The 25,634-nt window shown below is 65.6% G+C and carries 22 protein-coding genes and 2 pseudogenes; 10 read left to right on the plus strand and 14 right to left on the minus strand.

The window, feature by feature from the left end:
* Positions 1–358: 358 nt before the first annotated feature.
* The 9 genes and pseudogenes from gyrB to dnaA form a co-directional block, all read right to left on the minus strand.
* A complete protein-coding gene (gyrB, locus tag P3H15_RS33415) occupies positions 359–2,401 on the minus strand; it encodes a DNA topoisomerase (ATP-hydrolyzing) subunit B (RefSeq protein ID WP_276141164.1) in 2,043 nt (680 codons plus the stop codon).
* Positions 2,402–2,598: 197 nt separating this feature from the next.
* Positions 2,599–3,537, minus strand: coding sequence for an alpha/beta fold hydrolase (locus P3H15_RS33420; RefSeq protein ID WP_276141165.1), 939 nt, complete (start codon positions 3,535–3,537; stop codon positions 2,599–2,601).
* Between the two features lie 41 nt (positions 3,538–3,578).
* Positions 3,579–4,697, minus strand: coding sequence for a PDR/VanB family oxidoreductase (locus P3H15_RS33425; RefSeq protein ID WP_276141166.1), 1,119 nt, complete (start codon positions 4,695–4,697; stop codon positions 3,579–3,581).
* Positions 4,694–5,602, minus strand: coding sequence for a metal-dependent hydrolase (locus tag P3H15_RS33430; protein ID WP_276141167.1), 909 nt, complete (start codon positions 5,600–5,602; stop codon positions 4,694–4,696). The genes P3H15_RS33425 and P3H15_RS33430 overlap by 4 nt, the downstream gene beginning before the upstream one ends.
* Positions 5,603–5,727: 125 nt before the next feature.
* On the minus strand, positions 5,728–6,291 hold the full coding sequence (locus P3H15_RS33435; protein WP_072942747.1) for a DUF721 family protein: 564 nt from the start codon (positions 6,289–6,291) through the stop codon (positions 5,728–5,730).
* Positions 6,281–7,513 carry a DNA replication/repair protein RecF gene (gene recF / locus P3H15_RS33440; protein ID WP_276141168.1) on the minus strand — a complete coding sequence of 411 codons (1,233 nt, stop codon included), beginning with the start codon at positions 7,511–7,513 and terminating at the stop codon, positions 6,281–6,283. Before recF ends, P3H15_RS33435 begins: the two co-directional genes overlap by 11 nt.
* Positions 7,514–8,446 (minus strand): annotated as a pseudogene (gene gnd, locus P3H15_RS33445) (phosphogluconate dehydrogenase (NAD(+)-dependent, decarboxylating)); the annotation flags it as partial.
* 40 nt (positions 8,447–8,486) lie between these two features.
* Positions 8,487–9,671, minus strand: a complete 1,185-nt coding sequence (gene dnaN, locus P3H15_RS33450; RefSeq protein ID WP_072942744.1) for a DNA polymerase III subunit beta — start codon at positions 9,669–9,671, stop codon at positions 8,487–8,489.
* Positions 9,672–10,331: 660 nt separating this feature from the next.
* Positions 10,332–11,918: a chromosomal replication initiator protein DnaA gene (gene dnaA, locus P3H15_RS33455; protein WP_072942742.1), complete on the minus strand. Its 1,587-nt coding sequence runs from the start codon at positions 11,916–11,918 to the stop codon at positions 10,332–10,334.
* Positions 11,919–12,657: 739 nt separating this feature from the next.
* Between dnaA and rpmH the strand changes: the two genes are divergently transcribed.
* From rpmH to P3H15_RS33505, 10 genes are all read left to right on the plus strand, one after another.
* Positions 12,658–12,801, plus strand: a complete 144-nt coding sequence (rpmH, locus tag P3H15_RS33460; protein WP_005263481.1) for a 50S ribosomal protein L34 — start codon at positions 12,658–12,660, stop codon at positions 12,799–12,801.
* A gap of 27 nt (positions 12,802–12,828) precedes the next feature.
* Entirely contained in the window at positions 12,829–13,206 is a 378-nt protein-coding gene (rnpA, locus tag P3H15_RS33465; protein WP_218271976.1) for a ribonuclease P protein component, read from the plus strand.
* Positions 13,203–13,568, plus strand: a complete 366-nt coding sequence (yidD, locus tag P3H15_RS33470; RefSeq protein ID WP_276141169.1) for a membrane protein insertion efficiency factor YidD — start codon at positions 13,203–13,205, stop codon at positions 13,566–13,568. The genes rnpA and yidD overlap by 4 nt, the downstream gene beginning before the upstream one ends.
* 4 nt (positions 13,569–13,572) lie before the next feature.
* Entirely contained in the window at positions 13,573–14,676 is a 1,104-nt protein-coding gene (gene yidC / locus P3H15_RS33475; RefSeq protein WP_276141170.1) for a membrane protein insertase YidC, read from the plus strand.
* A 19-nt stretch (positions 14,677–14,695) separates the two neighbouring features.
* Positions 14,696–15,250, plus strand: coding sequence for a protein jag (locus P3H15_RS33480; protein WP_037234922.1), 555 nt, complete (start codon positions 14,696–14,698; stop codon positions 15,248–15,250).
* 628 nt (positions 15,251–15,878) lie between these two features.
* Positions 15,879–16,280: an SgcJ/EcaC family oxidoreductase gene (locus P3H15_RS33485; RefSeq protein ID WP_276141171.1), complete on the plus strand. Its 402-nt coding sequence runs from the start codon at positions 15,879–15,881 to the stop codon at positions 16,278–16,280.
* Positions 16,281–16,897: 617 nt separating this feature from the next.
* Entirely contained in the window at positions 16,898–17,581 is a 684-nt protein-coding gene (rsmG, locus tag P3H15_RS33490; protein WP_012690670.1) for a 16S rRNA (guanine(527)-N(7))-methyltransferase RsmG, read from the plus strand.
* Between the two features lie 69 nt (positions 17,582–17,650).
* A complete protein-coding gene (locus tag P3H15_RS33495; RefSeq protein WP_276141172.1) occupies positions 17,651–18,649 on the plus strand; it encodes a ParA family protein in 999 nt (332 codons plus the stop codon).
* Complete coding sequence (locus tag P3H15_RS33500; RefSeq protein ID WP_276141173.1) at positions 18,646–19,737, plus strand: ParB/RepB/Spo0J family partition protein; 1,092 nt, start codon at positions 18,646–18,648, stop codon at positions 19,735–19,737. The genes P3H15_RS33495 and P3H15_RS33500 overlap by 4 nt, the downstream gene beginning before the upstream one ends.
* 158 nt (positions 19,738–19,895) lie before the next feature.
* Positions 19,896–20,594 carry a GNAT family N-acetyltransferase gene (locus P3H15_RS33505; RefSeq protein WP_276141174.1) on the plus strand — a complete coding sequence of 233 codons (699 nt, stop codon included), beginning with the start codon at positions 19,896–19,898 and terminating at the stop codon, positions 20,592–20,594.
* Positions 20,595–20,609: 15 nt separating this feature from the next.
* Here P3H15_RS33505 and P3H15_RS33510 read toward each other — a convergent pair whose 3' ends face one another.
* From P3H15_RS33510 to P3H15_RS33530, 5 genes and pseudogenes are all read right to left on the minus strand, one after another.
* On the minus strand, positions 20,610–21,809 hold the full coding sequence (locus P3H15_RS33510) for an N-acetylmuramoyl-L-alanine amidase (RefSeq protein ID WP_276141175.1): 1,200 nt from the start codon (positions 21,807–21,809) through the stop codon (positions 20,610–20,612).
* Between the two features lie 163 nt (positions 21,810–21,972).
* Positions 21,973–22,296, minus strand: coding sequence for a thioredoxin (gene trxA / locus P3H15_RS33515; RefSeq protein ID WP_005249122.1), 324 nt, complete (start codon positions 22,294–22,296; stop codon positions 21,973–21,975).
* A 47-nt stretch (positions 22,297–22,343) separates the two neighbouring features.
* Positions 22,344–23,327 (minus strand): thioredoxin-disulfide reductase, encoded by a 984-nt coding sequence (trxB, locus tag P3H15_RS33520; protein ID WP_276141176.1) that lies wholly within the window; start codon positions 23,325–23,327, stop codon positions 22,344–22,346.
* A gap of 111 nt (positions 23,328–23,438) precedes the next feature.
* Positions 23,439–24,626, minus strand: a complete 1,188-nt coding sequence (gene nox, locus P3H15_RS33525) for a 4,4'-dithiodibutanoate disulfide reductase (RefSeq protein WP_276141177.1) — start codon at positions 24,624–24,626, stop codon at positions 23,439–23,441.
* Positions 24,627–24,655: 29 nt separating this feature from the next.
* Positions 24,656–25,626, minus strand: a pseudogene (locus P3H15_RS33530) (NAD-dependent epimerase/dehydratase family protein).
* Positions 25,627–25,634 lie beyond the last annotated feature (8 nt).

Genomic DNA, 25,634 nt, shown 5'->3' on the forward strand with positions numbered 1-25,634 from the left:
AGGCGTACCGGATCGGACGACACGCGTCGACAGAGGAAAGTGATCGATCAGTTGCGCTGTGCGCAGCGCTGCCCGACGCACCGATTTCCGAATGTAACGAGTTCATCACATCCCCATGGGGAACGTTCTTACCACAGAAATTCCCCGATCCTTACTTCCAAGTAACATCCGCACCACTGATCCCAGACGTTGCCGCCGCGGGGTGGATCAGCCGACCAGGCTACACAGAATCGCCGTTCACAGTCGAGGACGGAATTCTGCGTCATCCGTTCCCGCAACCGGCCCAGACAGGTGCAGCCACCGGGGTCTTCCGACCACCGGTGGCTGCACGCGATCCGTATTCTCTTGTGCCGGATACCTAGACGTCGAGGAAGCGGACGTCCTTGGCGTTACGGGTGATGAAGCTTCGCCGGGCCTCGACGTCCTCGCCCATGAGGACGCTGAACAACTCGTCGGCTGCGGCCGCGTCGTCGAGCGTCACGAGACGCAGAACACGCACGGTCGGATCCATCGTGGTCTCCCACAGTTCCTTGGCGTTCATCTCGCCGAGACCCTTGTAGCGCTGGATGCCGTCGTCCTTGTTGATCTTCTTGCCCGACTCGAGGCCGGCCTTGACGAGGGCGTCGCGCTCGCGGTCGGAGTAGGCGAACTCCGGGTCGGCGCGCTGCCACTTGAGCTTGTACAGCGGGGGCTGCGCCAGGTACACGTGGCCGTGCTCGACGAGCGGCCGCATGAAGCGGAACAGCAGCGTGAGCAGCAGCGTTGCGATGTGCTGGCCGTCGACGTCGGCGTCGGCCATCAGCACGATCTTGTGGTACCGCAGCTTCGCGATGTCGAACTCGTCGTGGATGCCGGTGCCGAACGCGGTGATGATCGACTGGACTTCGGTGTTCTTCAGCACACGGTCGATGCGTGCCTTCTCGACGTTGATGATCTTGCCTCGCAGCGGCAGGATCGCCTGGTACATCGAGTCACGGCCGGACTTCGCGGAGCCGCCTGCGGAGTCGCCCTCCACGATGTAGATCTCGGACTTGCTCGGGTCGTTGGACCGGCAGTCGGCGAGCTTGCCCGGCAGGCCGCCGAGGTCGGTGGCGCTCTTGCGCCGCACCAGTTCGCGGGCCTTGCGGGCGGCGACGCGGGCCTGCGCCGACGACACCGCCTTGTTCACGATGGTCTTCGCGTCGGCCGGGTTCGCCTCGAACCAGTGCGACAGGTGCTCGTTGCTCGCCTTCTGCACGAACGACCGGACCTCGGTGTTGCCGAGCTTCGTCTTCGTCTGACCCTCGAACTGCGGTTCACCTACCTTGACGGAGATGATCGCCGCGAGACCCTCACGGATGTCGTCACCGGTGAGTTTCGGGTCCTTCTCCTTGAGGAGTTTCTTGTCGAGCGCGTACTTGTTGACCGTCGCCGTCAGGGCGGACCGGAACCCCTCTTCGTGGGTGCCGCCCTCATGGGTGTTGATGGTGTTCGCGAACGTGTGGACCGACTCCGAGTAGCCGGAGTTCCACTGCATCGCGATCTCGAGTTCGTGGCCGGTGCCCTTCGCGGTGAACCCGACGACGGAGTTGTGGATGGGCTGCTTCGTGCGGTTGATGTGCCGCACGTAGTCCTCGAGTCCGCCCGGGTAGTGGTAGACGCGGGTCTTGACCTTGTGGACGGCCGGCGCATCGGCTTCGGCGTGCTCGTCCTCGGCGGACTTCGGGGCGTCCGCGACCTGGCTGACGACCTCTTCGGTGACCTCGGCGTCGCTGACGCGCTCGTCGGTGAGGGTGATCGTCAGGCCCTTGTTGAGGAACGCCATCTCCTGGAGGCGGCGCGCGACCGTCTCGAAGCTGTAGACCGTGGTCTCGAAGATGTTCGGATCGGCCCAGAACGTGACCGTGGTGCCCGTCTCCTTGGTGGCCTCGCCCTTGACGAGTTCACCCGGCTTGGAGTCGGAGTACGTCTGGTTCCAGCGGAAGCCGTCGCGCTTGATGTCGACGTCGAGCCGGGTGGACAGCGCGTTGACGACGGAGATACCGACACCGTGCAGACCGCCGGACACGGCGTAGGAGTCGGAGTCGAACTTGCCGCCGGCGTGTAGCTGGGTGAGGACGACCTCGACGGTGGGGACACCGGAGGCGTGCATCCCGACGGGGATGCCTCGGCCGTCGTCGACGACCTGGACGCCACCGTCTTCGAGAAGGGTGATCTCGACCTTGCTGGCGTAGCCGGCCATGGCCTCGTCGACGGAGTTGTCGACGACTTCCCAGATCAGGTGGTGGAGACCGCGTTCACCGGTGGAACCGATGTACATACCCGGTCGCTTACGGACGGCTTCGAGTCCCTCGAGGACGGTGATGGAAGAAGCGCCGTAGTCCTTGCTGGAGGTGCTTTTGTCTGACTTCTGGGCAGCCACGGGTGGGTAGCTCTCCTTCTCCGTCCAATGCCCGACGCAGGCGCCCACCGCCCTGGTCGGGCACGCGGGAGACGAGAATCGGGAATCTTGCCGCTAGTTACCTCGGCCATCTTACTGGTACGTCTGGCCCAGGAGCGGGCTATGACACCCCTGAGCGCCCCGTAGACGAATTTTCAGGGCGCCTCGGGAGTGAAAACCTAGGCCGACGCGCTCTCGGACGGCCCGTCCGGGGCATTTCCCCACTGCCGGTCCTCGACGTCCAGCACGAACTCCGCGGCGAGTTGCGCGATGTCCTCGGCGTGGGAGATGGGTGACCAGTGACCGGCGTCGACCCCTCGACGGCGCAGGTCGGGTGCCCATTTCTCGGTGTCCTCGTACCCGACGGGCCGTACCGCCTTGTCGTTCTCGTTCAGGATCAGCTGGACGGGGACGTCGGTGTACCGCTCACGCGGCCTGAATAGGCTGGTCCGGATGTTCGCCCGGTACAGCTTGAGACCGTTGACCATGTCATCCGCCAGCGTCGGCGCCGGACGCACCAGGGCCGGGTCGAGGCGGTCGAAGAACTTCAGGAACGCCGGCCAGTGCCGGGAGAACCACAGCCGCAGCGGCAGCGTCGCCAGGCCCGGGATCTGGAACAGGACGGTGTAGCCGGACGCGACGGCCTGCGCGAGCGGCCCGCCGAACCGGCGGTCGGCGATGCGGCGGCGCATCCACTTCCCGAGATGGTCGAGGTTCGGCCCGGAGACGGATGTGAACGACGCGATCCGCGTGCGGGCGCCCGGTTCGCAGACCGCCTCCCACGCCTCCACCGACCCCCAGTCGTGCGCGAGCACGTGCACCGGCCTGCCCGGGCTGACGGCGTCGATCACCGCGAACAGGTCGCCCGCCAGGGCGGGCAGCCGGTAGTCCTCGACCCGGGTGGGCACGGTGCTCTCGCCGGCGCCGCGGCTGTCGTAGCTGACCACCCGGAACCGTTCCTTCAGGAACGGCACCACCCGGCTCCACAGTTCGTGGGTGTCGGGCCAGCCGTGGACGAGCACCATCGTCTCGCCCGCGGGGTTGCCGTCCTCGAACACGGCGAGGTCGACGGAACCGTTGGTGATCCGCCGGGCGGTACCGGACGTGGATGAAGTCATGGGTGTCCTCTGGTCGTCGTTCGGGTTCGGGAATCGGTGGATTACAGGTCGAGGACGAGGCGGCCGCCGTCGGCGCGGGACACGCAGATCAGCATCTCGTTCTCCTGCTCGGCGTCGGTGAGTCGCGTCTCGCGGTGGTCCGGCGTGCCGGACAGCACCTTGACCCTGCACGTCCCGCAGAAGCCCTGCTGGCACGAATATCCCACTCCGGGCATCGTCTTCTTGATTACCGTGAGCGCGGATTCGTCGGCGGGCACGGTGAGCACTTCACCGGTGCTGACGAGTTGCACTTCGAATTCCGTTCCGCCCTGCACCGGCGGCGCGCCGAATCGCTCGAAATGTAACGCGGTGGCGGGGCTTCCGGGAAAGGCGCGGCGCACCGACTCGAGCATCGGCGTCGGCCCGCAGCAGTAGACGGCGCCGCCGGGCGCGGCACGCTCGAGCAATTCCTCGGCGGTCGGCAGTCCGAATTCGTCGTCGGGTCGGATGAAAATCCTTGACGGATCGAATGTTTCGATCTCGTCGAGGAACGGCATCGACTCCCGCGACCGGCCGGAATACACGAACTGCCAGTCCATGCCGAGATCGCGCGCGGCGCGCACCATCGCCAGGATAGGCGTGATGCCGATACCACCGGCGACGAAGAGCGCGCTCCCCTCGCCCACGAACGGAAATCCGTTGCGGGGGCCGCGAACCGTCACCGACGCCCCCGGCTCGAGGGCATGCATCTCGAGGGATCCGCCACCGCCGTCGGGGATCCGGCGGACGGCGATGCTGTAGCCCCTGCGGTCGGACGGGTCGCCGCACAGCGAGTACTGGCGTCGCAGCCCGGACGGCAGGTGGAAGTCGAGGTGCGAACCCGGCTGCCACGCAGGCAGTTCGGCACCGTCCTCCGCCTCGAACCGCAACTGCACGACGTTGTCGTCCAGTGCGACGACGCCCCTATGGGAGACAACCATTTTCATCGCCGTGTCAGGGTTGTGCCCGGCGACGCCGGGGTCGTACTCGTACGCAGTGAGAACACGGAGATACTTGGCTGCCACCGCCTCGGTGAGCCGCATGGCGCGGTCGGGGCGCGCGCGGCCCTTGATGTCCGGCGGCGCGCCGTGGCGGGGCAGCCCCTGCCCGGTGAACACCTCCCGAACCTGGGACAGCTTCATCGCTCGGCCGCCCGGGCCGCCGGCGAGGACGCCAGGTATTTCACGGCCTGCGCCGTCGAACCCTCGTTGCTCGGGTGGTACGCACGCGTGAAATACGTGGACATCCGCTTGCCGAGTTCGCGGGCCGTCGGGAGGGTGCCGCGCTTGCCCGCCGCGAAGAAATCGGTCAGGTGCGGCTTGCGGCGGTGCGCCGACCACCGCGCGAGCTCCGGATCGTTCCGCATGAGGAATCGGGTGCCGCGCACCCACAGCCACACGATGACCGGGGTCACGATCAGCTGGGTGCGGATCCGCCGCGACTCCCGCTTGTCGAAGTACCGCATGACGTCGTACGCCACCGACCGGTGCTCCACCTCCTCGGCGCCGTGCCAGCGCAGCAGGTCGAGCATCGTCGGATGCAGCCCCGCGCGGTCGAGGCCCTCGGCGTTCAGCACCCAGTCGCCGAGGAACGCGGTGATGTGCTCGATGGCGGCGATGACCGCCAGCCGCTCGATGAGGTAGTTCTTCTCGCGCAGACCGGTCAGCGGTCGCGGTCCGAGGATCTTGGAGAAGGTCCACTCCATCTGTTCGGTGAAGGGCGTCGGATCGAGACCCTTCTCCTTCAGGTGCACCAGCACGCCGGTGTGCGCGTTGGCATGCATCGCCTCCTGGCCGATGAACCCGACGACGTCGTCGCGGAGCTGCTCGTCCTCGATCAGCGGCAGGGCCTCTTTGAACGTCTCGACGAACCACTCCTCGCCCGCGGGCAGGAGAAGGTGCAGAACGTTGAGGACGTGCGTGCTGAACGGGTCGCCCGGGATCCAGTGCATCGGGAGGTTCGACCAGTCGAACTCCACGTTTCTGGCCTGCAACAGGATGTGGTCCGGTTCGGGGATCGCGTTCCGGGGCGCAGTCGGGGCGGACATCTCATTACTCCTTCGTGCCGGCGGCTGCGCCACGACGAAGGCTTGTGGCACAGTTCACTCGATGACTTGGAGTAACTGTAACACTGGGTAATAGACAAAACTAGGGACCGAACGCCCGCTCCGGTCTATCCGTAGGTGTCCCTGGGGCCGCGCCCCCGGATGTGCCGTTCCCCTTTTCGCCAGCTCGGCGCGGTCGGACCGGTGATCCGCAGCGACTTCACGACGCCGTCGCCGACGGCCGCGGCGATCTTCGCGAGTATCTGCGACTGCATCATCCGGAGCTGGGTCGCCCAGGCCGTCGACTCCGCGGAGACGCTGAGAATCCCGTCCCGCAGCCCGGTCGGCTCGGCGTGCGCGGCGATGTCCTCACCGACCACCTGCACCCACCGACCGAGGACCGTTCCCTCGGACACCTTGGGAGACCAGCCGCGTTGTTTCGCGAGCGCGCTGGTCAGCGCACCGAACGGCTGGGGATCGCGATCGTCGGGCCCGGGACCGGACCAGCCTCGCCTGCGCCGGGCGCGCAACGCCCGCACGCCGGTCCCGGACCGCCGGCCCTGCCCGACGGATTTTCCGCTCGCCTTCGCTGCGGCCCGCGCCTCCTCGAGGGCACGCCGGGCGAGATCGATTCCCTTCACCTCCGGTTCGGGGGTCGCCGCGGGCACGGTGGGTTCGGCATCATCCGTCACGGCCGTCCTCCGTCTCTTCCAGGATGTGTGAGATTCTTCCTCGTTCGGTGTCGCGGGCCTCGACGCCGAACCGGACGGCATCGAGTTCTTCCGGTACATCTTCCGGCACGGCGGCCGTGATCAACACCTGTTCGGCGTCCAATGCCACCTTGGCGAGGGCGCGGCGACGCTTGCGGTCGAGTTCGGCGAACACGTCGTCGAGCATGAGGACCGGATCGCTGCCGTCCGACCGCAGCAGAGCGAATCCCGCGAGCCGCAGCGACAGCGCGAACGACCACGACTCGCCGTGACTCGCGAACCCCTTGGCAGGGGTGTCGCCGAGTTGCAGTTCGAGATCGTCACGATGCGGTCCGACCAGGCACACACCCCGCTCGATTTCCTTCGAGCGCATCACGGACAACTCCTGGAGGAACCGCTCCTCGAGGAACGCGATGTCGCCGGACTCGGGCACTCGCGCCGGCTCGGTGAACTCCGGCGGCAGGGACGAGCCCAGACTCGAGCGGTAGCGGATGCTCGCGGGCCGCGATTCGGGCGCCAGCGACTGGTACGACTCAGCCAGGTGCGGCGCGAGATCGTGGACGAGATGCAACCGCCCGGCGAGCAGCTGAGCGCCGTGCGCGGCGAGATGTCCGTCCCAGACTTCCAGTGTGGCAAGGGCACTCGCACCGTCCTCGCCCGGCTGACCGCTGCCCCGCGAAGACCGTCGCAACGCGCCGCCCGCGGTCTTGAGCAACGCCGACCGCTGGCGCAGCACCCGTTCGTAATCGGCGCGCACCGCCGCCATCCGGGGGATCCGGGACGTGAGGAGTTCGTCGAGGTAGCGGCGTCGCTCCCCCGGATCTCCGCGGACCAGCGACAGATCCTCCGGCGCGAACAGCACCGTCTGCAGAATGCCGAGAATCTCCCGCGGCCGCCGGGTGGGCGACTGGTTGATCCGCGCCCGGTTGGACTTGCCCTCGTTCAACTCGAGATCGACGGTCAGTTCCCGGCCCGTGTTGACGACGGTGGCCCCCGCGAACGCCTGAGCCATGCCCGTCCGGATCAGTGGGGCGTCCGAGCTGACCCGATGCGACGAGAGCGTCGACAAGTAGCCGAGCGCCTCGAGCACATTCGTCTTGCCGTGCCCGTTGGGTCCGACGAAGACGGTGCAGCCCGGACGCAGGGTCAGACCGAGGGCGTCCCAGGAACGGAAATCTCTGAGCGAGAGTGCGCGAACGAACACCTACGTTCCAGAACCGGCTTCTGCCTCGCCTGCCGCCTTCTTCACGGCGTGACCACCGAACTGGTTGCGCAGCGCCGAGACGGCCTTCATCGCGGGAGAATCGTCCTGACGGGACGCGAACCGCGCGAACAGCGCGGCCGAGATCACCGGCGCGGGCACTGCGTGGTCGATCGCCTCCAGCACGGTCCAGCGGCCCTCACCGGAATCGTCTGTGTAACCGGAGATCTCGGCAAAATCGGGATCCTCACCCAGGGCCTTGACGAGCAGTTCCAGCAGCCACGACCGGACGACGGTGCCGTTGGTCCACGCGCGCAGCACACCGTGGACGTCGGTGACGAGGTCTTCGGCCTCGAGCAGTTCGTAGCCCTCGGCGTACGCCTGCATCAGTCCGTACTCGATGCCGTTGTGGATCATCTTCGCGTAGTGGCCGGCGCCGATCGGGCCTGCGTGAACGAACCCGTCCGCACGCTCACCCTCGGGGCGCAGTGCGTCGAAGATCGGCAGCGCCCGCTCGACGTCCGCGGCCGACCCGCCGACCATCAGCCCGTAGCCGTTCTCGAGTCCCCAGACCCCGCCGGACACACCGCAGTCGAGGTAGCCGATGCCGTGGGATCCGAGCAGCTCACCGTGAATCTTGTCGTCGGTGTATCTCGAGTTGCCGCCGTCGATCACCAGGTCGCCGCTCTCGAGCACCGACGCCAGCCCGGTCACCGTGTCCTGGGTGATCTTTCCCGCCGGAACCATCACCCACACGACGCGCGGAGACTCGAGTCGCTGCGCGAGTTCCGCCAGCGACGCCACATCCGTGACCTCGGGGCGGGGGTCGTAGCCGACCACCTCGTGTCCGTGCGCGCGCAACCGCTCGCGCATGTTGAATCCCATTTTTCCGAGCCCGACCAACCCGATCTGCATCGTGATCTCCGTCCACTCGTGAGATGTCTTACGGCAGTACTGGTTTCGCTTCCTCGAATCGTCAGCCCGGCAGACGCACCGGCATCAGCAGGTACGTGTACGCGCTCTCCGGTGCGGCGAAATTGCCGGAATCGTCGGGCTCGATCTCTTCCTCGGTGGCCGGACGCAGCACCGCGGGCCGGCTGGGGGTCGTGAAGCCGAACAGCACCTGCTCGCTGTGCAGCGAGGACAACCCGTCGATCAGGTAGCCGGGGTTGAAGGCAATGGTGAGCGGCTCGCCCTGGAACACCGCGTTCAAGCCTTCCTCGGCCCGACCGGCGTCGTCGCCGCCGGCGGAGAGCAGCAGCCCCTCGGTGGAGAACTGCAGGCGGACCTGCGCGCCGCGCTCGGCGACGAGCGCCACACGCTTGATGGCCTCGACGAGTGGGGCGATCTCCACGGTGGCCAGTGCAGTGTGCTCGGACGGCAGCAGCTGCCGGAACTTCGGGAACTCGGCGTCCAGCAGTCGGGTGGTGGTGCGACGGCCCTCGTTGACGATGCCGAGGAGGCCGTCGTTTCCGACCGCGGAGCCCGAGCCGAGAGCCAGCTCGACCGGTGAGGTGGCATCTCCCGCAAGCGTTTTCGCCGACTCGGAGAGGGTCTTGGCCGGGATGAGGACGGCCGCGGCGGTGTCGGGGTTCGCCGGCGACCACTCGAGTTCACGAACCGCGAGACGGAACCGGTCGGTGGCCGCGAGCACGATCGCGTTGCGTTCGATCTCGACCCGGATGCCGGTGAGCATCGGCAGGGTGTCGTCCTTGCCCGCCGCGACAGCCACCTGACTGATCGCCTCGGAGAACAGGTCCGCGGGAATCGAGCCGGTCTGCTGCGGCAACTGCGGAAGCTGGGGGTAGTCCTCGACCGGCATGGTGGGCAGGGAGAACTTGGCGCTACCGCAGGTGATCAGCACACGAGTGCCCTCGAGCGTCACGTCGACGGGCTTGTTGGGAAGCGACTTCGTGATGTCGGCGAGAAGCTTGCCCGAGACCAGGACCTGACCGGCGCTACCGACCTCGGCCCCGACCCTGACCTGGGCCGACACCTCGTAGTCGAATCCGGAAACCGTCAACCCTTGCTCGGTCGCGTCCAGGAGAACTCCGCCGAGGACGGGCACGGGAGGCCGCGACGGCAGACTGCGAGCGACCCATGCCACTGAATCGGCGAATTCTTCCCGGGAGACACGAAACTTCAGGCTTCCAAGCTCCATCGCCGGGTTGTTCCTCTCGGTAGGCACGGTTGTTCGCCACGGTCGGACCGTGACCACAGCACTGCAGTCTTTCACAGAGCGGCGATGCATAACCGTATGCCCTCGAGGACGAACTTGAAAGCGGAACGTCTCCGTCCTCGAGTCTCCGACGGAGGCCTGTGAACGGACGCGATCCCCAACCCTGTTTTCAAAGAGTTTTTTAAAAGAATTAATGAGAAGTACTATTAGGTCCTGTGGAATCTGTGGACGAACAGCTGTAGACGCTGGTCCCTCCGCGTACTCGTATGGGGAATTCTCGAGGACAAACTCGAGGACCGATCCGGCACCCGTGTGGACTACTCGAGGTTGTTCAAAGTTCTGCACGTTCTGTCCACAGAGATTCCACCTCATCCCCACATTTATCCACAGGTGTGCATGCTTTATCCCAGGTCCCGGCGTCGGCGTGTTGCCCCGGTGTGTCGCGCCGGCGGGGGTGTGCGCGAGCCTCGAGTAGGCCCTCGAGCGGTACCTCGAGGACCCGCTCGAGCCCACCCTCGAGGACTGGCTCGAGGAGCCCCTCGAGTTGCTCGCGGCGGCGGAGTCGGACCATCGCGCCCGCAAAACGACCTGTGCCCCCGGTAGGCGAGCTACCCGGGGCACAGGAGGGGCAGAGGCGGCTGACTACCTCTTGGACCGCTGCTTGATCCGGGCGGTCAGCTCCTGGACCTGGTCGTAGACCTTCCGCCGCTCCGTCATCTCCTTGCGAATCTTCTTGTCCGCGTACATGACGGTGGTGTGGTCGCGGCCGAACGTCTGCCCGATCTTCGGAAGGGACAGATCGGTCAGCTCCCGGCACAGGTACATGGAGATCTGGCGGGCAGACGCCAGCGGACGCGCCTTGCCGGGCCCGCACAGGTCGTCGATCGACATGTTGAAGTACTCCGCGGTGACCGCCATGATCGTCGCCGCATTGATCTCGAGACTCGACGAGTCCGGCATCAGGTCACGCAGCACCACCTCGGCGAGCGTGAGGTCCAGAGGTTGCCTGTTCAGGGACGCGAACGCCGTCACCCGGATGAGGGCACCCTCGAGTTCCCGGATGTTGCGTTCGATCCGGGAGGCGATCAACTCGAGGACGTCGTCGGGCACCTCGAGCCGGTCCATTCGGGCCTTCTTGCTGAGGATGGCGATACGGGTCTCGAGTTCGGGGGGCTGAACGTCGGTGATCAGGCCCCATTCGAACCGGGTGCGCAGGCGTTCCTCGAGTGTCGCCAGCTGCTTCGGCGGCCGGTCGGAGGAGACGACGATCTGCTTGTTCGCGTTGTGCAGGGTGTTGAAGGTGTGGAAGAACTCCTCCTGGATACCTTCCTTGCCCTCGATGAACTGGATGTCGTCCACCAGCAGCACGTCGGTCTCGCGGTAGCGGCGTTTGAACGCCACCTTGCGGTCGTCACGGAGGCTGTTGATGAAGTCGTTGGTGAATTCCTCGGTCGAGACGTACTTGACGCGCATCCCCGGGAACAGCCGCTGGGCGTAGTGGCCGGCGGCGTGCAACAGGTGCGTCTTGCCGAGGCCGGACGCACCCCAGATGAACAACGGGTTGTACGCGCGCGCCGGTGCCTCGGCGATGGCGACCGCCGCGGCGTGGGCGAACCGGTTGGACGAGCCGATCACGAACGTGTCGAACGTGTACTTCGCGTTGAGGCTGTTCCCACCCGTCGCCGCAGGTGCCGGGCCCGCGGGCGGCTTCGTGAAATACGACGGCCAGGATTCGTGGACGCTGGCGAGGGCCTCGGTGTCGTCGTCCACCTCCTCGAAGTCCGTGGTGTCCGAGTAGGGCTGGTCTTCTCCGGAGCCGAAGCGGCGCCTGCGGAACGTGCCGGAACTGGTGACGGAAGGCTCGAGATGGCGAGGGGTGTGGACCGGTTCCGGGTCGGGCCTGCGCTCCCGGCTCGGGGCCTCGGATTCGGGTTCGTCGTCGACCGGGGCGGCGATGCGCACACCGAGACCCTCGACCTGCTCACCGAGATGCCGGCCGAGCGCGTGGAGGATCGGCTCACGCAGATCCCGTTCGATCGCTTCCTGCGCGAAGGGCGACGGAACGGACAGGAGCGCGAAGCCCTGTGCGAGTGTCAGCGGTTTGACGAGCGCCAACCACGCCTTCTGTCCCCTCGTCAGCGGCGGCAGATCGCCGCCGGGCGAATCGGATGTGAGGTCGGCGACGACGTCGATCCAGATCCGTGCGAGCGCATTCGGATCGTCGTTCACGTGGTTCCTCCCCAGTGTGTTCGCGGACTCGGCGGGTGCGGTGCCGAGTCCAGTGTCGGTGCCGTCGTCGAGGCGGAAATGGGAGCTTCCCCGACCTGAGGATGGACCCCGTACGGACCTACGAATATGCCATCTGAACTGTGTTTCCACACAATTATCCACAGATGTGGACAAACCGCAGACGCCTGCCGCCGCGGCGTCGTGTGGCGGTGAGGAGTCCAGATTGAGCGCGCTGACCTGCGCATATGCATGCGAAACCTGGATGAGCGGGTGCGGGGACCCGAGAAGTGAAGGGTGTCAGGAACCCTCGTGATGATCCGAAGCGGGACACCATCTGTGCCCTGTGGATGAATTGTGGTGAATGTGCAGATGAGAACGCTGAAGTCGAGAGCTGGGCACTCGATCAGGGTTCATCGGCGAGACCATGCATAGACGCTAGCAACAGTGTCGGCAACCTCACAGCGGTTTGGCACATTGGAAGTCGGGGTGCAAGCATTTGTCGATCCTCGGCGTGTCGGTCAGCTGATTCGCGGGGGAATTGCAGGTGAGCGAGTTTGACCTGACCGGGAGTGGTAAGTACTCTCGAACAGTCACCCTGTGGTGAGGTGGCGGTTTCGTGCTGGCTTGAGTCCAGTTTCGAAGTCGTTCCATCCCCACCCTGTGGATGAACACCTGAGTTTTCGCCAATGTTAGATCCATGACGCCGGGAGGCGTCGATGAACTTCGAGGAGTGTTGACCGTGGCCAAGGGCAAGCGGACGTTCCAGCCGAACAACCGACGCCGCGCGCGCGTTCACGGCTTCCGTCTTCGTATGCGGACCCGTGCGGGTCGTGCAATCGTTTCGGCGCGTCGCCGTAAGGGCCGCGAATCCCTCACCGCCTGATCCCGACACTGGGTTCGGGAGCTCGGGGTGTTGCCTGAGCCGCACCGATTGCGTCGTCATTCAGATTTTTCGTTGACTGTGCGACGTGGTCGTCGGATGGGAAGACGCGACCTGGTTGTGCACGCTTTCGATCGTGCACAGGCAGATGAGCTGGTGAGTAGCGGCGGTCCGCGATTCGGACTGGTTGTGAGTAAGGCTGTCGGGCCGGCGGTGATTCGACATCGAGTCGCACGCCGGCTTCGTCATATCTGCATCGACCTCGTGGACGTGGTTCCACGGGGAACCGATGTGGTGATTCGCGCTCTTCCGGGAGCTGCGACTGCAAGTAGCCGGGACCTGGAGAAGCAACTCCGTGCAGGTCTCCTTCGATTGGACCTTCTTGCGCCCGTGAGTAACTCCACATGAAACGCGCACTCCACGAGTCGCGCACCGACACGGTCGAGGGCAGCTCCTCGGCCTCTTCCGCGTGGAAGTCGGTTCGTGCGTTGCCGGCGCGCACTCTCATTTTCTTCATCGAGCTCTACCGGACGTATGTGTCGCCCCTGAGGTTGCCGACCTGCCGGTTCATGCCGACCTGTAGCGAGTACGCGGTGGAATCCCTGCGTACCCACGGGGCGATCAAAGGCCTTCTTTTGACGGTGGTTCGGTTGGCGAAGTGTGCCCCCTGGCACCCTGGAGGGTGGGACCCGGTCCCTGCCCGTCACGACCGTCATGCGGGTAGCCGTCGTTGCTGTCCGGCGAACGTGGACGAACAGAGGAGTACATAGAGCCGTGCTCGACTTCATTTACTATCCGGTGTCCGGGATCCTATGGGTCTGGCACAAGGTTTTCGGTGCCATTCCCTTCCTGGGTCCGGACAGCGGCATCACGTGGGCGCTCTCCGTGGTGTTCCTCGTGTTCACGCTGCGTGCGGTGCTGTACAAGCCGTTCGTCAAGCAGGTCCGCACGACGCGCCAGATGCAGGAACTTCAGCCGCAGATCAAGGCTCTGCAGAAGAAGTACTCGGGTGACCGCCAGCGTCAGGCCACCGAGATGCAGAAGCTCCAGAAGGAGCACGGGTTCAACCCGATCATGGGCTGCCTCCCGGTTCTCGCGCAGGCGCCGGTCTTCATCGGCCTGTTTCACGTGCTTCGCTCGTTCAACCGCACAGGCACCGGTATCGGTCAGCTCGGCATGTCGGTCGAGGCCAACGCGAACACCCCGAACTACTTCTTCAGCGTCGAGGACGTGCAGTCCTTCCTGAGTGCCCGCCTGTTCGGTGCCCCGATCTCGGCCTGGATCACCATGCCGAAGGCACAGCTCGACGCGTTCGCCGCATACGGTCCCATCCCCACGGTGCTGAACATCGCCGTCGTCGCGGTTCCGCTGATGATCATCGCGAGCATCGCAACGCACTTCAACTCGCGTGCTTCCGTCGGGCGCCAGAGCCCCGAGGCCGCCGCGAACCCGCAGTCGGCGATCATGAACAAGCTCGCGCTGTGGGTGTTCCCGCTCGGTGTGCTCGTCGGTGGCCCGTTCCTCCCCATCGCGATCCTCCTGTACTGGGTGAGTAACAACATTTGGACGTACGGGCAGCAGCACATCGTCTTCCGCAAGATCGACGCGGAAGAGGAAGAGAAGAAGCAGGCTGCCCTCGCACGCCGGGCGGACAACGCTCCGAAGCCTGGCGCACGGCCCGATCTCACCAAGAAAAAGAAGAAGGCCGCGACCGCAACGGACGGTTCCGACGCCGACAACGAACCGGAGATCGTCGAGGGCGTCGTCGAAAGCGACGTCTCCGATCAGCCGAGTGGTGACGGTTCGGCGTCGAAGCCGAAGCCGGGTGCCCGCCCCCAGTCCAACCGCGGAAAGTCCCCCAAGCGCAAGCGGCGCTGATTCAGAAAAGAGAACGAGCATGGCTAGTGAGCCTGACATCGCAGTGGACGGAGATGAGACAGACGTGACTGCACCGACGCAGAACCCGGACACCGAGGTGGATTCCGATTCTGACGACTACCTGATCGAGGAAGGGGAAATCGCCGGCGACTACCTGGAGCAGCTGCTCGACGTACTCGACTTCGACGGCGACATCGACCTGGACGTCGAGGGCGACCGCGCTGTTGTCAGCATCGACGGTGGAGACGATCTCACCAAGTTGGTCGGGCGTAAGGGTGAGGTGCTGGACGCCCTTCAGGAACTGACTCGCCTCGCCGTGCAGCAGGCGACGGGCGAACGCAGTCGACTGATGCTGGACATCGCCGGATGGCGTGCCGGCCGCCGCGCCGAACTCACCGAGCTGGGTTCCTCGGCGGCACGTCGCGTACTCGAGAGCGGTGAACGCGAGGAACTCGCTCCGATGACGCCGTTCGAGCGCAAGATCGTTCACGACGCAGTCGCGAAGGTCGACGGCGTATCGAGCGAGAGCGAAGGCGCCGAGCCGTCACGTCGCGTGGTCGTCATCAAGGACTGATCCACACACGCACCAAGGCGGGGCTCCCGGATTCACTTCCGGGAGCCCCGCCCTTTTTGGTTTGTCGTGTCCCATCCCGTCACTTTGGGTGCGTTTCGTTTCACGTGAAACACAGACCCCTCCCCTCCCCCACCGAGGGGTGGTGCGTGAAAGCGCGACGCGGTGTCGGATCTCGAGTAAGTTCCCGTGCCTGCTGAACCCGACTCGAGTCGGCCATGACGCATCGAAGTCGCCGATGACTTTCCCGCGGAGCGCCCCTAACCACAACCGCACAACCGAGAGGGCAAATCTTCGGTCGCCGAAGAGGGGGTCGGTTCTCGGGTTCCGGTGGTGGGATAGGTCGGCCAGACGCGACACCTCAATGCAACGGACGTGAACAACAGTCGGCGTCACTCTGACGGACACGGATCGCGAGCCCGCGATCGCCAGGTGGGTCTTGCCGGTGCTCCGAAGTCGAGCCGCCCCGGTAAGTGCTCGAGTCCCGCTCGAGACGATGGGCACCCTCGATGGGAACTCCTCGGAATGAACTGCGGGCCGGACGTCGCACCGGCGATGAGTTTCGACGCGTTCCGAAGTCCACACCTTCCAAGGGGCCGAACCGGGGCCCGTCGACTGGATGGAGTGACAGATGAGCGAGGACGAACAACAGATTCGGAATCTGATCGAAGGTTGGGCCGAGGCTGTGCACGGTGGTGACATGGCTGGGGTTCTCGCGGACCACTCCGACGACATCGTGATGTTCGACGTGCCACCCCCGTACGAAGGCGCTCGCGGAATCAATGAGTATCGCGAGACATGGCCGCCATTCTTCGAATGGCAGTCGAGTGGTGCCAGGTTCGAGTTGGTGTCATTGGATGTGACCGCGGGCGAGGATGTCGCATTCGCCCACGCGCTCCTCCGGTGCGGAACGGAAACGGAGCTCGCCGACAACCCAGAGAACCGTCTTCGGCTCACCGTCGGGTTGCGGAAGGAAGACGGTCGTTGGCTCGTCGCTCACGAGCACCATTCCTTTCCCGACACCAGTGTCTGACGGGTGACCGATGTGGGTCGGCGACAGTTATTCTCTGGGGCCTCCTCGAGCATTCGTTGGGCCTTTTCGGGCGAGTTTAGGTTGTAGTTTCACCCACCCAACCACACCCGGGAGTTTCGTCACTGTGATGATTACGAAATCGGAATCATCGGTGCGAAAGCGAAATTTCGAGAGAAGGGCGCGCGTGGTTCGAGTGGCGTTCGCGAGACGGTGGCGCCGATCCCACAGAGTGTGTTCCACGTGAAACACCGCTCCGATGTTCCACGTGAAACTGCTCGGCGACCCGACCGGCGCGGTGAACTCTGCTCGTCGAGGTGACGCGGGTCCGGTCGGGTAGGAACGAGAATCAGTGCCGTCCGGGGCGCGGCCACGTGACCTTGCCGCGACACCGCGTTCGCCGCTGCGGTTCCACGTGAAACATCCCCTGGGCGACCCTCGAGGCGGTGTCGCGCCATCATCGGCCGAAGGCAGCGCCGCCCAACCCCTCCCCTCCCCCACCGGAAGGGGTGCGGCTCGACACTGTTCGGCGTTGCGCGTTCGAGTTGAGGGACATAGTCGCGGGCGAGGGCGGATAATGGAGAGGCTGTGTTTGTTGATTTCGCGTTATTCGCGGGAGGATGTTTCACGTGGAACCGAATGCTGGAGAGCCGGCCGAATGGGACGAACAAGCGGCGGCACGCCAGGTGTTCGGTGAACGATTCGATATTGCGGAGCGCTATTACAAATCGTTGGCGACCGACGGTGTCGAGCGGGGGTTGATCGGACCGCGGGAGGTTCCGCGACTCTGGGAACGTCATCTCCTCAACTGTGCCGTCGTCGGCGAGTTGATCGCTGAGGGCGAGTCGGTCGTCGACGTGGGAAGCGGAGCCGGGTTGCCCGGTATCCCCCTCGCGATCGCCCGGCCCGATCTCCGGATCACGTTGGTCGAGCCGTTGCTGCGACGGTCGGTGTACCTCGCGGAGTTCGTGGAGTCGAACGGCCTGGACGTGCTCGTCGTCCGGGGTCGCGCCGAGGAGTCCGGGGTGGTGAAGGAAGCCGGCGGCGCGGATGTCGTCACTTCCCGCGCGGTGGCCCCGTTGGAGAAGTTGGCCAAGTGGTCACTGCCGCTGATTCATGAGCATGGGAGAATGCTCGCATTGAAAGGTTCGAGCGCCGCCGAAGAGATTTCACGTGATCGCGCTTCCCTGACTCGGTTGGGTGCTGGCAAGCTGGATATCGTGGAATGCGGAGTGGGCCTGCTTCCTGTCCCCACCGTTGTCGTTCGGGCAGAACGTTTACCGAAACGCCGTCAGCGTCGATGACGATGAGCAGAGTGGTCCAGGGAGTGAGTATGTCGAGTAACGAGCGATTCCCAATCGAAGGAGTAGTCAATGTCGGGTGGGCCTGAATCCGCCGTTTCACGTGAAACCGACCATCAATCCGACCAGGCGACTAGCTCCGGGAACGGAGACGACGGATTCACTGCCCCCTACAACGGAATCTCCGTCGAGGAGACTCCGATCGGTGCCGCCGCGCACCGCGCAAGCCAGGTGCTGCACCCACACTCGGTGGGCCTGCCGAAACCACCCGAACGGCGGATCCTCACCATCGCCAACCAGAAGGGCGGCGTCGGCAAGACGACGAGTGCCGTCAACCTCGCATCCGCTCTCGCGGTTCAGGGGCTGACTGTTCTGGTGATCGACCTCGACCCGCAGGGCAATGCCAGCACCGCGTTGGGGGTGGCCCACCACTCCGGTGTGCCGTCCAGTTACGAGCTTCTGCTCGGTGAGGTGACGGCCGCGGAGGCGATCCAGAAGAGTCCGCACAACGACCGGCTGTTCTGCATTCCGGCCACGATCGACCTCGCCGGCGCCGAAATCGAACTGGTCTCCATGGTCGCCCGCGAGGGACGGCTGAAGGGTGCGCTGTCCGAGAAGGCACTCGGCGAGGTGGATGCCGACTTCATCCTGATCGACTGCCCGCCGTCGCTCGGACTGCTCACGGTGAACGCGATGGTCGCCGCCAAGGAGGTGCTGATCCCGATCCAGTGCGAGTACTACGCACTCGAGGGTGTGGGACAGCTGCTGCGGAATATCGAACTGGTACAGGCGCATCTCAACCCCGACCTCCACGTGTCGACGGTTCTCCTCACGATGTACGACGGCCGCACCAAGTTGGCGGATCAGGTGGCCGAGGAGGTGCGTACCCACTTCGGGGACGCCGTCCTCCGCGCTGTCATTCCGCGCAGCGTCAAGGTGTCCGAAGCTCCCGGGTACGGGATGACCGTGCTCGATTACGACCCCGGTTCACGTGGGGCGATGAGTTACCTCGATGCGGGACGTGAACTCGCAGCACGCACCGCGCACATCACGAAGCAGGAGCAGCGATGAGTCAGACGCGTAAGGGTGGACTTGGCCGTGGACTGGCTGCGCTCATTCCTACCGGGCCGACCACGACCGGACCGGGGTTGGGCACCGCCGCCGCCGACGTCGTGATCGGGGCGGACCGGCGCAACGTGCTGACCGCTCCCGCACCGAACTCGTCGGACTCTGCGAGCGAGGAGAAATCTGCTCCCACGTCCACGGGAAACAACGGAGGGCGCAAGGGAGCTAGCAAGGGCGCCGACGGCGCATCCGGGAACGGTGCCCAACCCCTCCCCTCCCCCACCGGAGCGGTGTACCGGGAGATCGCTCCCGACCTGATCGAGCGGAACCCGAAGCAGCCGCGTCAGGTGTTCGATGACGACGCTCTCGCGGAACTCGTTCACTCGATTCGCGAGTTCGGCCTGATGCAGCCGATCGTGGTGCGCCCGCTCGAGGACGGCAAGTTCCAACTCGTCATGGGCGAGCGTCGGTGGCGTGCCAGTCAGGAAGCCGAGCTGGAGACGATCCCGGCCATCGTCCGTGAGACCGGCGACGACGCCATGCTCCGCGACGCGCTGCTGGAGAACATCCACCGCGTCCAGCTGAACCCGCTCGAAGAGGCTGCGGCGTACCAGCAGTTGCTCGAAGAGTTCGAGGTCACCCACGAGGAACTGGCGGCGAAGATCGGCCGCTCGCGTCCTGTCGTGACGAACATGATCCGACTGCTGAAGTTGCCGATTCCCGTGCAACGACGCGTCGCGGCGGGTGTGCTGTCCGCCGGTCACGCTCGCGCCCTGCTGTCACTGGAAGCGGGTGCCGATGCGCAGGAAGTGATGGCGGCCCGCATCGTCGCGGAGGGCATGTCGGTTCGCGCGACCGAGGAGGCGGTGACGCTCGCCAACCGCAGCGACGACCAGGCGCACCCCGTCCAGCGCCGCAAGCCGATCCAGATGCCGGGCCTGCAGGACGTCGCCGAGCGGTTGTCCGATTCGTTCGACACGAGGGTCACGGTCAGCCTCGGTAAGCGCAAGGGCAAGATTGTGGTCGAGTTCGGTTCGGTGGACGATCTGCAGAGGATTGTTGGAATGATGGAGGCACAGAAGGCCGATTCGTGAGCGCCTGAGAGAGGTAGAAGTACCCGCGGATGATCCGTCACTGTGACAGCGGCCCGCCGGCGGACCGGATCCAGCAGAACTATCGGGGGCGAAACACATTGAATACCAGAGGATGTCGAATGATCTGCGGTAGTGACATTTGGAGGCTGAGCTAGCCAGTGTCGACTCACGTCACATCGCTCACTCTCGACGGCTTGGATAAACTCTCCGCCCATGCCCGTCGCTGTGTCTTCTGGGAGATGGATCCGGCGGCGATCCACAGTTCGCGCGGATTCTGCGACCAGGAATTCGAGAAGGAAGCCTGGCTGTCGATGGTCATGCTCGAATGGGGATCGTGCGGGCAGGTTGCCGTCATGGACGGGAAGCCGGTCGGCAGCGCTCTCTACGCTCCCCCGCGGACCGTGCCCCGTGCGCAGTTACTCCCGACCGCTCCGGTCGGTGCCGATGCCGTCCTCCTCACGAGTCTCCGGCTCGAGCCCGCCGGCGAAGAACAGAACCTGGGGACCACGTTGATCCAGGCCGTCGTGGCCGATCTGGTGCGTCGCGGTGTTCGTGCTCTCGAGGCATTCGGGATCCGCAGCACGGAGGAAACCGGGCCGGTCGACACAATGGGACTGGCCTCGGCGACCGCGGCTCGCGAGTGCTCCCCCGAGGAGTGCATGATTCCGGCGACCTTCCTCGAGGACAACGGTTTCGAGATCGTCGCGCCCCACCACCGGTTCCCACGACTGCGGCTCGAACTGAACCGGGATCACGGATGGAAGGAAGACGTGGAGGCCGCGCTGGAGCGTCTCATCCACACCGCATCGGTCAGCATGGTCGACATCGGAGAACGCACGCCCGTCGGAGCGCACTGAGCGCTCGGCGGGAGATCAGAAACGTTCGGAGGAAGACAGCTCTTCGGCGAGCAACTCCGCGAACGTGAACGTTCCGGTCGGCTGATCGTCCTGACCGAGCAGGTACAGGCGCTTCACGGAGATCAGGATCGCCTCGGCGATGGCGTCACGCGCCCGCGGGTTGGAGAGAACCGTGGCGTCCAATTCGTTGGTGAGGTATCCGAGGTCGATCTGCACGGTCGGCATGTTCGTCAGACGCAGCAGATCCCAGGTGCGGCCGTGGGTGCGGCAGTCCTGCAACGGCGTGCGTGCCACGATCTCCCGCTGGATGAATCCGGTGAGCACCTGACCGATCATCGACGTCGAACCGTGCGAGTTGCCGAAGTGGAAGCTGGCGACACCGTTTGCGGAAGGGCTGGTGTTCCCGTCGCAGCGCAGCGAGATCATCAGGTCGGCATCGAAGGCGTTCGACGTGGATGCGCGTTCGATGTCGGTGGGGTTCTCGTGGTGCGGGCGAGACAGGAACGTCTCCATCCCGGTGGCGGCCATGCGACCTTCGAGTCGGCTGGCGAGGTCCCACAGGATGTCGGACTCCGAGATCGTGCCGTACGGGGAACGGACGATGGTTCCGTAGGTGTTGCCGCCGAGGCCCGGATCGATGACGATCCGCTTGCCGCTCAGCTGCGGTCCGGAGCTGCGGACCATTTCCTCTTCGCTCATCGCGTGCGGCGACCCACCGGTGACGCGGGTGCCGAGCAACTCGAGTGACCGCAGGGTGGCGGGACCGCAGATGCCGTCGGCGGCGATGCCGATCTCCCGCTGGAACGAGGACAGGGAGTCGTGGGTCTGCGGGCCGAAGAAGCCGTCGACGCGTCCGACGTAGAACCCGAGGTCCTGCAGGCGGGTCTGCAGGGTGGCGACGTCGTCGCCGTAGAGCGGTGCGGACAGCTGGTAGATCAGCGTCCGCGCGCCCAGGCGGTACGACGCCTCTTTCATGGACCGGTAGGTGGCCGGACCCACGATTCCGTCGACGAGGAGCCCACGCTGCTGCTGGAAGGCCCGTACGGCGCTGTCGAGGTGATGATCGAACACGGCGTCGGGGGCGATCCAGTGAGATCCGTTGATGTTGTCACGCCGGGTGCCGGGGACACCGTTGTGCAGGAATCCGAGACCGGCCAGGGTGCCCCGAATCTCAGCGACGGCCGGACCATGGTCGCCGTGACGGAGTCGGTGCATGTTTCAGGGCCTCTCAGTCCGAATCAACGAGAAATACGAATCTCGGTACAAACAAAACGATCGATGTGCCCGGTCGGTCTAGCTGATGCGACTGGAGCACATCGATCGATTGTCTCAGAGATTCCCACAAAATCGGGAATCGCGCTGGGTGTTCGGGTGTCGATCAGAGAACGTCGGCGAGCTCTTTCAGCAGCGCAGCCTTGCCCTTGGTGCCGACGATCGTGTTGATCGGCTTGCCGTCCTTGAACAGGATCAGCGTGGGGATCGACATGACCTGGAAGTCGCGGGCAGCGCCCGGGTTGGCGTCGATGTCGAGCTTCGCGATGGTCAGCTTGTCGCTGTGCTCACCGGCGATCTCCTCCAGGACGGGGGCGATCATCTTGCAGGGGCCGCACCAGGTGGCCCAGAAGTCGACCAGGACGGGCTTGTCGCTGGAAATGACGTCCTGCTGGAACGAATCATCGGTGATGGTGACGGTATTCGACACGGGGATTTCCCTTACTCGAGATGGGTAGGTGGGTGTGTGCGGACGGCTCAGGCGTCGACGGGTGAGCCGGCGGCTGCGACGGTGTTGGCGGTGATGTCGCCGCGCTCGGCCAGCCAGCGCTCGGCATCCATCGCCGCGGAACATCCGGTACCGGCAGCGGTGATCGCCTGCTGGTAGATGTGATCGACGAGGTCGCCGGCGGCGAAGACGCCGTCCACCGAGGTGGCGGTGGTCGGGTTCTCGACGATCACGTAGCCGGCCTCGTCGAGGTCGACCTGACCCTTGACCAGTTCGCTGCGCGGATCGTGACCGATGGCGACGAACATTCCGGTGACGTCCAGCGTGGACGTCTCACCGGTGACGGTGTCGCGGATCACGAGCCCGGTGACGCTGTTCTCCCCCAGCACCTCGACGGGCGCCGCGTTGGTCACGAACCGGATCTTCGCGTTCGCCTTGGCGCGCTCGAGCATGATGCGGGACGCGCGGAACTCCTCACGGCGGTGCACCACGGTGACGCTGCGGGCGAAGCGGGTGAGGAAGGTGGCCTCCTCCATGGCGGAGTCGCCGCCGCCGACCACAACGATGTCCTGATCCTTGAAGAAGAATCCGTCGCACGTGGCACAGGCGCTGACGCCGCGGCCGAGCAACTTCTCTTCACCGGGAATCCCCAGGTAGCGGGCTGCGGCACCCATCGCCAGCACGACCGCGTGCGCTTGGTAGGTCTCGCCGTTCACGACGACCTTCTTGATCGGGCCGGTGAGGTCGAGTTCCTCGACGTCCTCGGTGCGGATGTCGGTGCCGAAGCGCTTGGCCTGCTCGCGCATCTGGTCCATCAGATCGGGTCCCATGATTCCCTCGCGGAATCCGGGGAAGTTCTCGACCTCGGTGGTGGTCATGAGGGCACCACCGAACTGGGTCCCCTCGAACTGCAGCGGCTCGAGTTCCGCGCGCGCCGCGTAGACGGCAGCGGTGTATCCGGCAGGTCCCGAACCAACGATGATGAGTTCATGAACCGTCGATGGAGTGGTCATGCGGGCCTTCCAGTAGTGAGGGGTGCTCAGTCGTATGGATCAACACAAGACTAAAGGGTGTTGTTCCCGGACTGCAGGTGATACCGGTCGCTCCCCCCGCAGGCCACGTGATCAGCGCAGAGTCTCCCGGATGACGCAGCGCGTCCCCGTGTAGATCGTGGGCATGCACTTGTTGCAGTGGATGCACAGTCCCTCGGCGACGTGCCGGTCGCGGAACTTGTTCACGAGGTCCGGGTCGCGGAGCAGGGCGCGGGCCATCGCGACGAACTCGAATCCTTCGCCGAGCGCGTTCTCGATGGTGTCGAGCCGGTTGATTCCGCCGAGGAGGATGAGCGGCATCGACAGGGCGTCGCGGAACTGCCGGGCCATCGGCAGGAAGAAGGCCTCCTCGAATGGGTAGGTCGGAAAGATGCGCGGCCCGTACACCTTCAGTCCCCAGCCCACCAGCTTCGGCTGTGAGGCAACGAATTCCGCCATCGGGACTTCGCCGCGGAAGAAGTACATCCCGTTGAGCAGTGAGCTGCCGCCGGTGAGCTGCATCGCGTCGAGGTGCCCGTCGGCCTCGAGGAGCTGGGCGATGCGGAGACTGTCGTCGAGCCACAGCCCTTTCGGAACACCGTCCGTCATGTTGAATTTGGCGGTGACGGCCACCGAGTCGCCGACGGCGTGGCGCACCCGCTCGAGCACCCGGCGCGGGAACGCCGCCCGTCGCTCCAGGCTGCCCCCGTACTCGTCCGTGCGCCGGTTGAGATTGGGGCTCATGAACGAGCTGAGCAGATAGTTGTGGCCGAGGTGGACCTCGATCGCGTCGAATCCGGCGTCGACGGCGTTGCGTGCCGTGTTCTCGAAGTCGAGGGTGACCTCGTCGAGTTCGTCCCGGGTGGCACCTCGCACGAGACCCATCGCCGGCGGGCTGAGCCGAGTGGACGGCGCGAGCGTCTTGGTGCGGTTGGACAGCGTGTTCGCGACCAGCCCGGCATGACCGATCTGGGCCGCGGCCAATCCCCCCTCGGCGTGGACGGCGTCGGTGAGCCGGCGCAGGTCGGGGACGCGGGCGCGGTCGAGCACCAGGGTGTTCGCGTGGACGCGTCCGCCGGGTGAGACGGCGCAGTACGCGACGGTCGTCAGTGCGGCGCCGCCGCGGGCGACCTCGGCGTGGAAGTCGACGAGCCGGTCGGTGACGCGGCCGCGCGGCATGACACCCTCGAACGTGGCTGCCTTCACGATGCGGTTGCGCAGCGTCAGGGGGCCCAGGCGGGCCGGCGCCCAGATATCGGGTCGCGGTGGTGGAACGGTCATGGTGGTCTGCCTTCTGGGGTGCTGGGTTCTCAGGCGAAGGTCGCGGCCAGCGCCGCGCGGGCGAGTCGCCAGGTGAGCCCGAAATCGTCGCGGGTTCTCGAGTCGTCGGTGGGCGTGGCCGAGGTGAGGAGCCAGGCCGCCTCGTAACCGAGCCCGGGGCTGAGGGGCGTGAGTCTGCCGATCACGTCGGCGATCCGCCCGATCGTGCGAAAGGCGCTGCCCGACAGCGGGATACGCCGGATGCGACGACCCGAGGAGTGTTCGAGGACGTCGATGAGCTGATTGAACTCGACGAGTTGACCGCCGCAGACGTACCGGCGTGGACCACGGCCGGGGTGCATCGCGGCGGCATGGACGGCGGCCACGTCCCGCACGTCGATCATCTGCATGCCGCCGTCGAATCGCGGCGCCACCCCGCCGCCGACGATCGCGCCCCAGCCCTGTTCGGTGACCCCTTTCGTGGTTCCGACCCCGGGGCCGACGACGCTGGTCGGGTAGGTGATGACCACCGGGGCGCCCGCGTCCTGGAGTGCGCGGGCGATGCGGTCGGCGGCGGCCTTGGTGCGGCCGTAGGCGCTGCGGCCGGGCGCGGTCGGACTGTCCGGTCCGATGACGGCGTCGGGCGACGGAAACAGGGCGCTGAAACTCGCGACGTGGACGATCGGATCGAGTCCGAGGAAGGCCGCGCGGGTGAGGATCGCGGCGGTGGCCTGCGTGTTGATCTCCCACATCAACTGTTCGCGGCGGTCGTCGGTGCCCACTACCCCGCGGCGTGGAGGAGGGCGTCGCAGCCGTCGAGGAGGCGCGCCACCGTCTCGGCGTCGCGGATGTCGCCGACCACCGGTTCGATCCGCGCGGCGTCGGCCCCGGCCGCCGTGAGCAGGGCGTCGGGAGTTTCGGTGGGGAGGACCAGCAGCCGAACCTCGTGCCCGTCGGCGAGCAGCGCCAGCGTGGTGTGGGCGCCGACGTAGCCGGTGCCGCCGGTGACCGCGATCTTCATGTATCCGC

The organism is Rhodococcus sp. T2V, from assembly GCF_029269925.1.
GTDB classification, from domain to species: domain Bacteria; phylum Actinomycetota; class Actinomycetes; order Mycobacteriales; family Mycobacteriaceae; genus Rhodococcus_F; species Rhodococcus_F koreensis.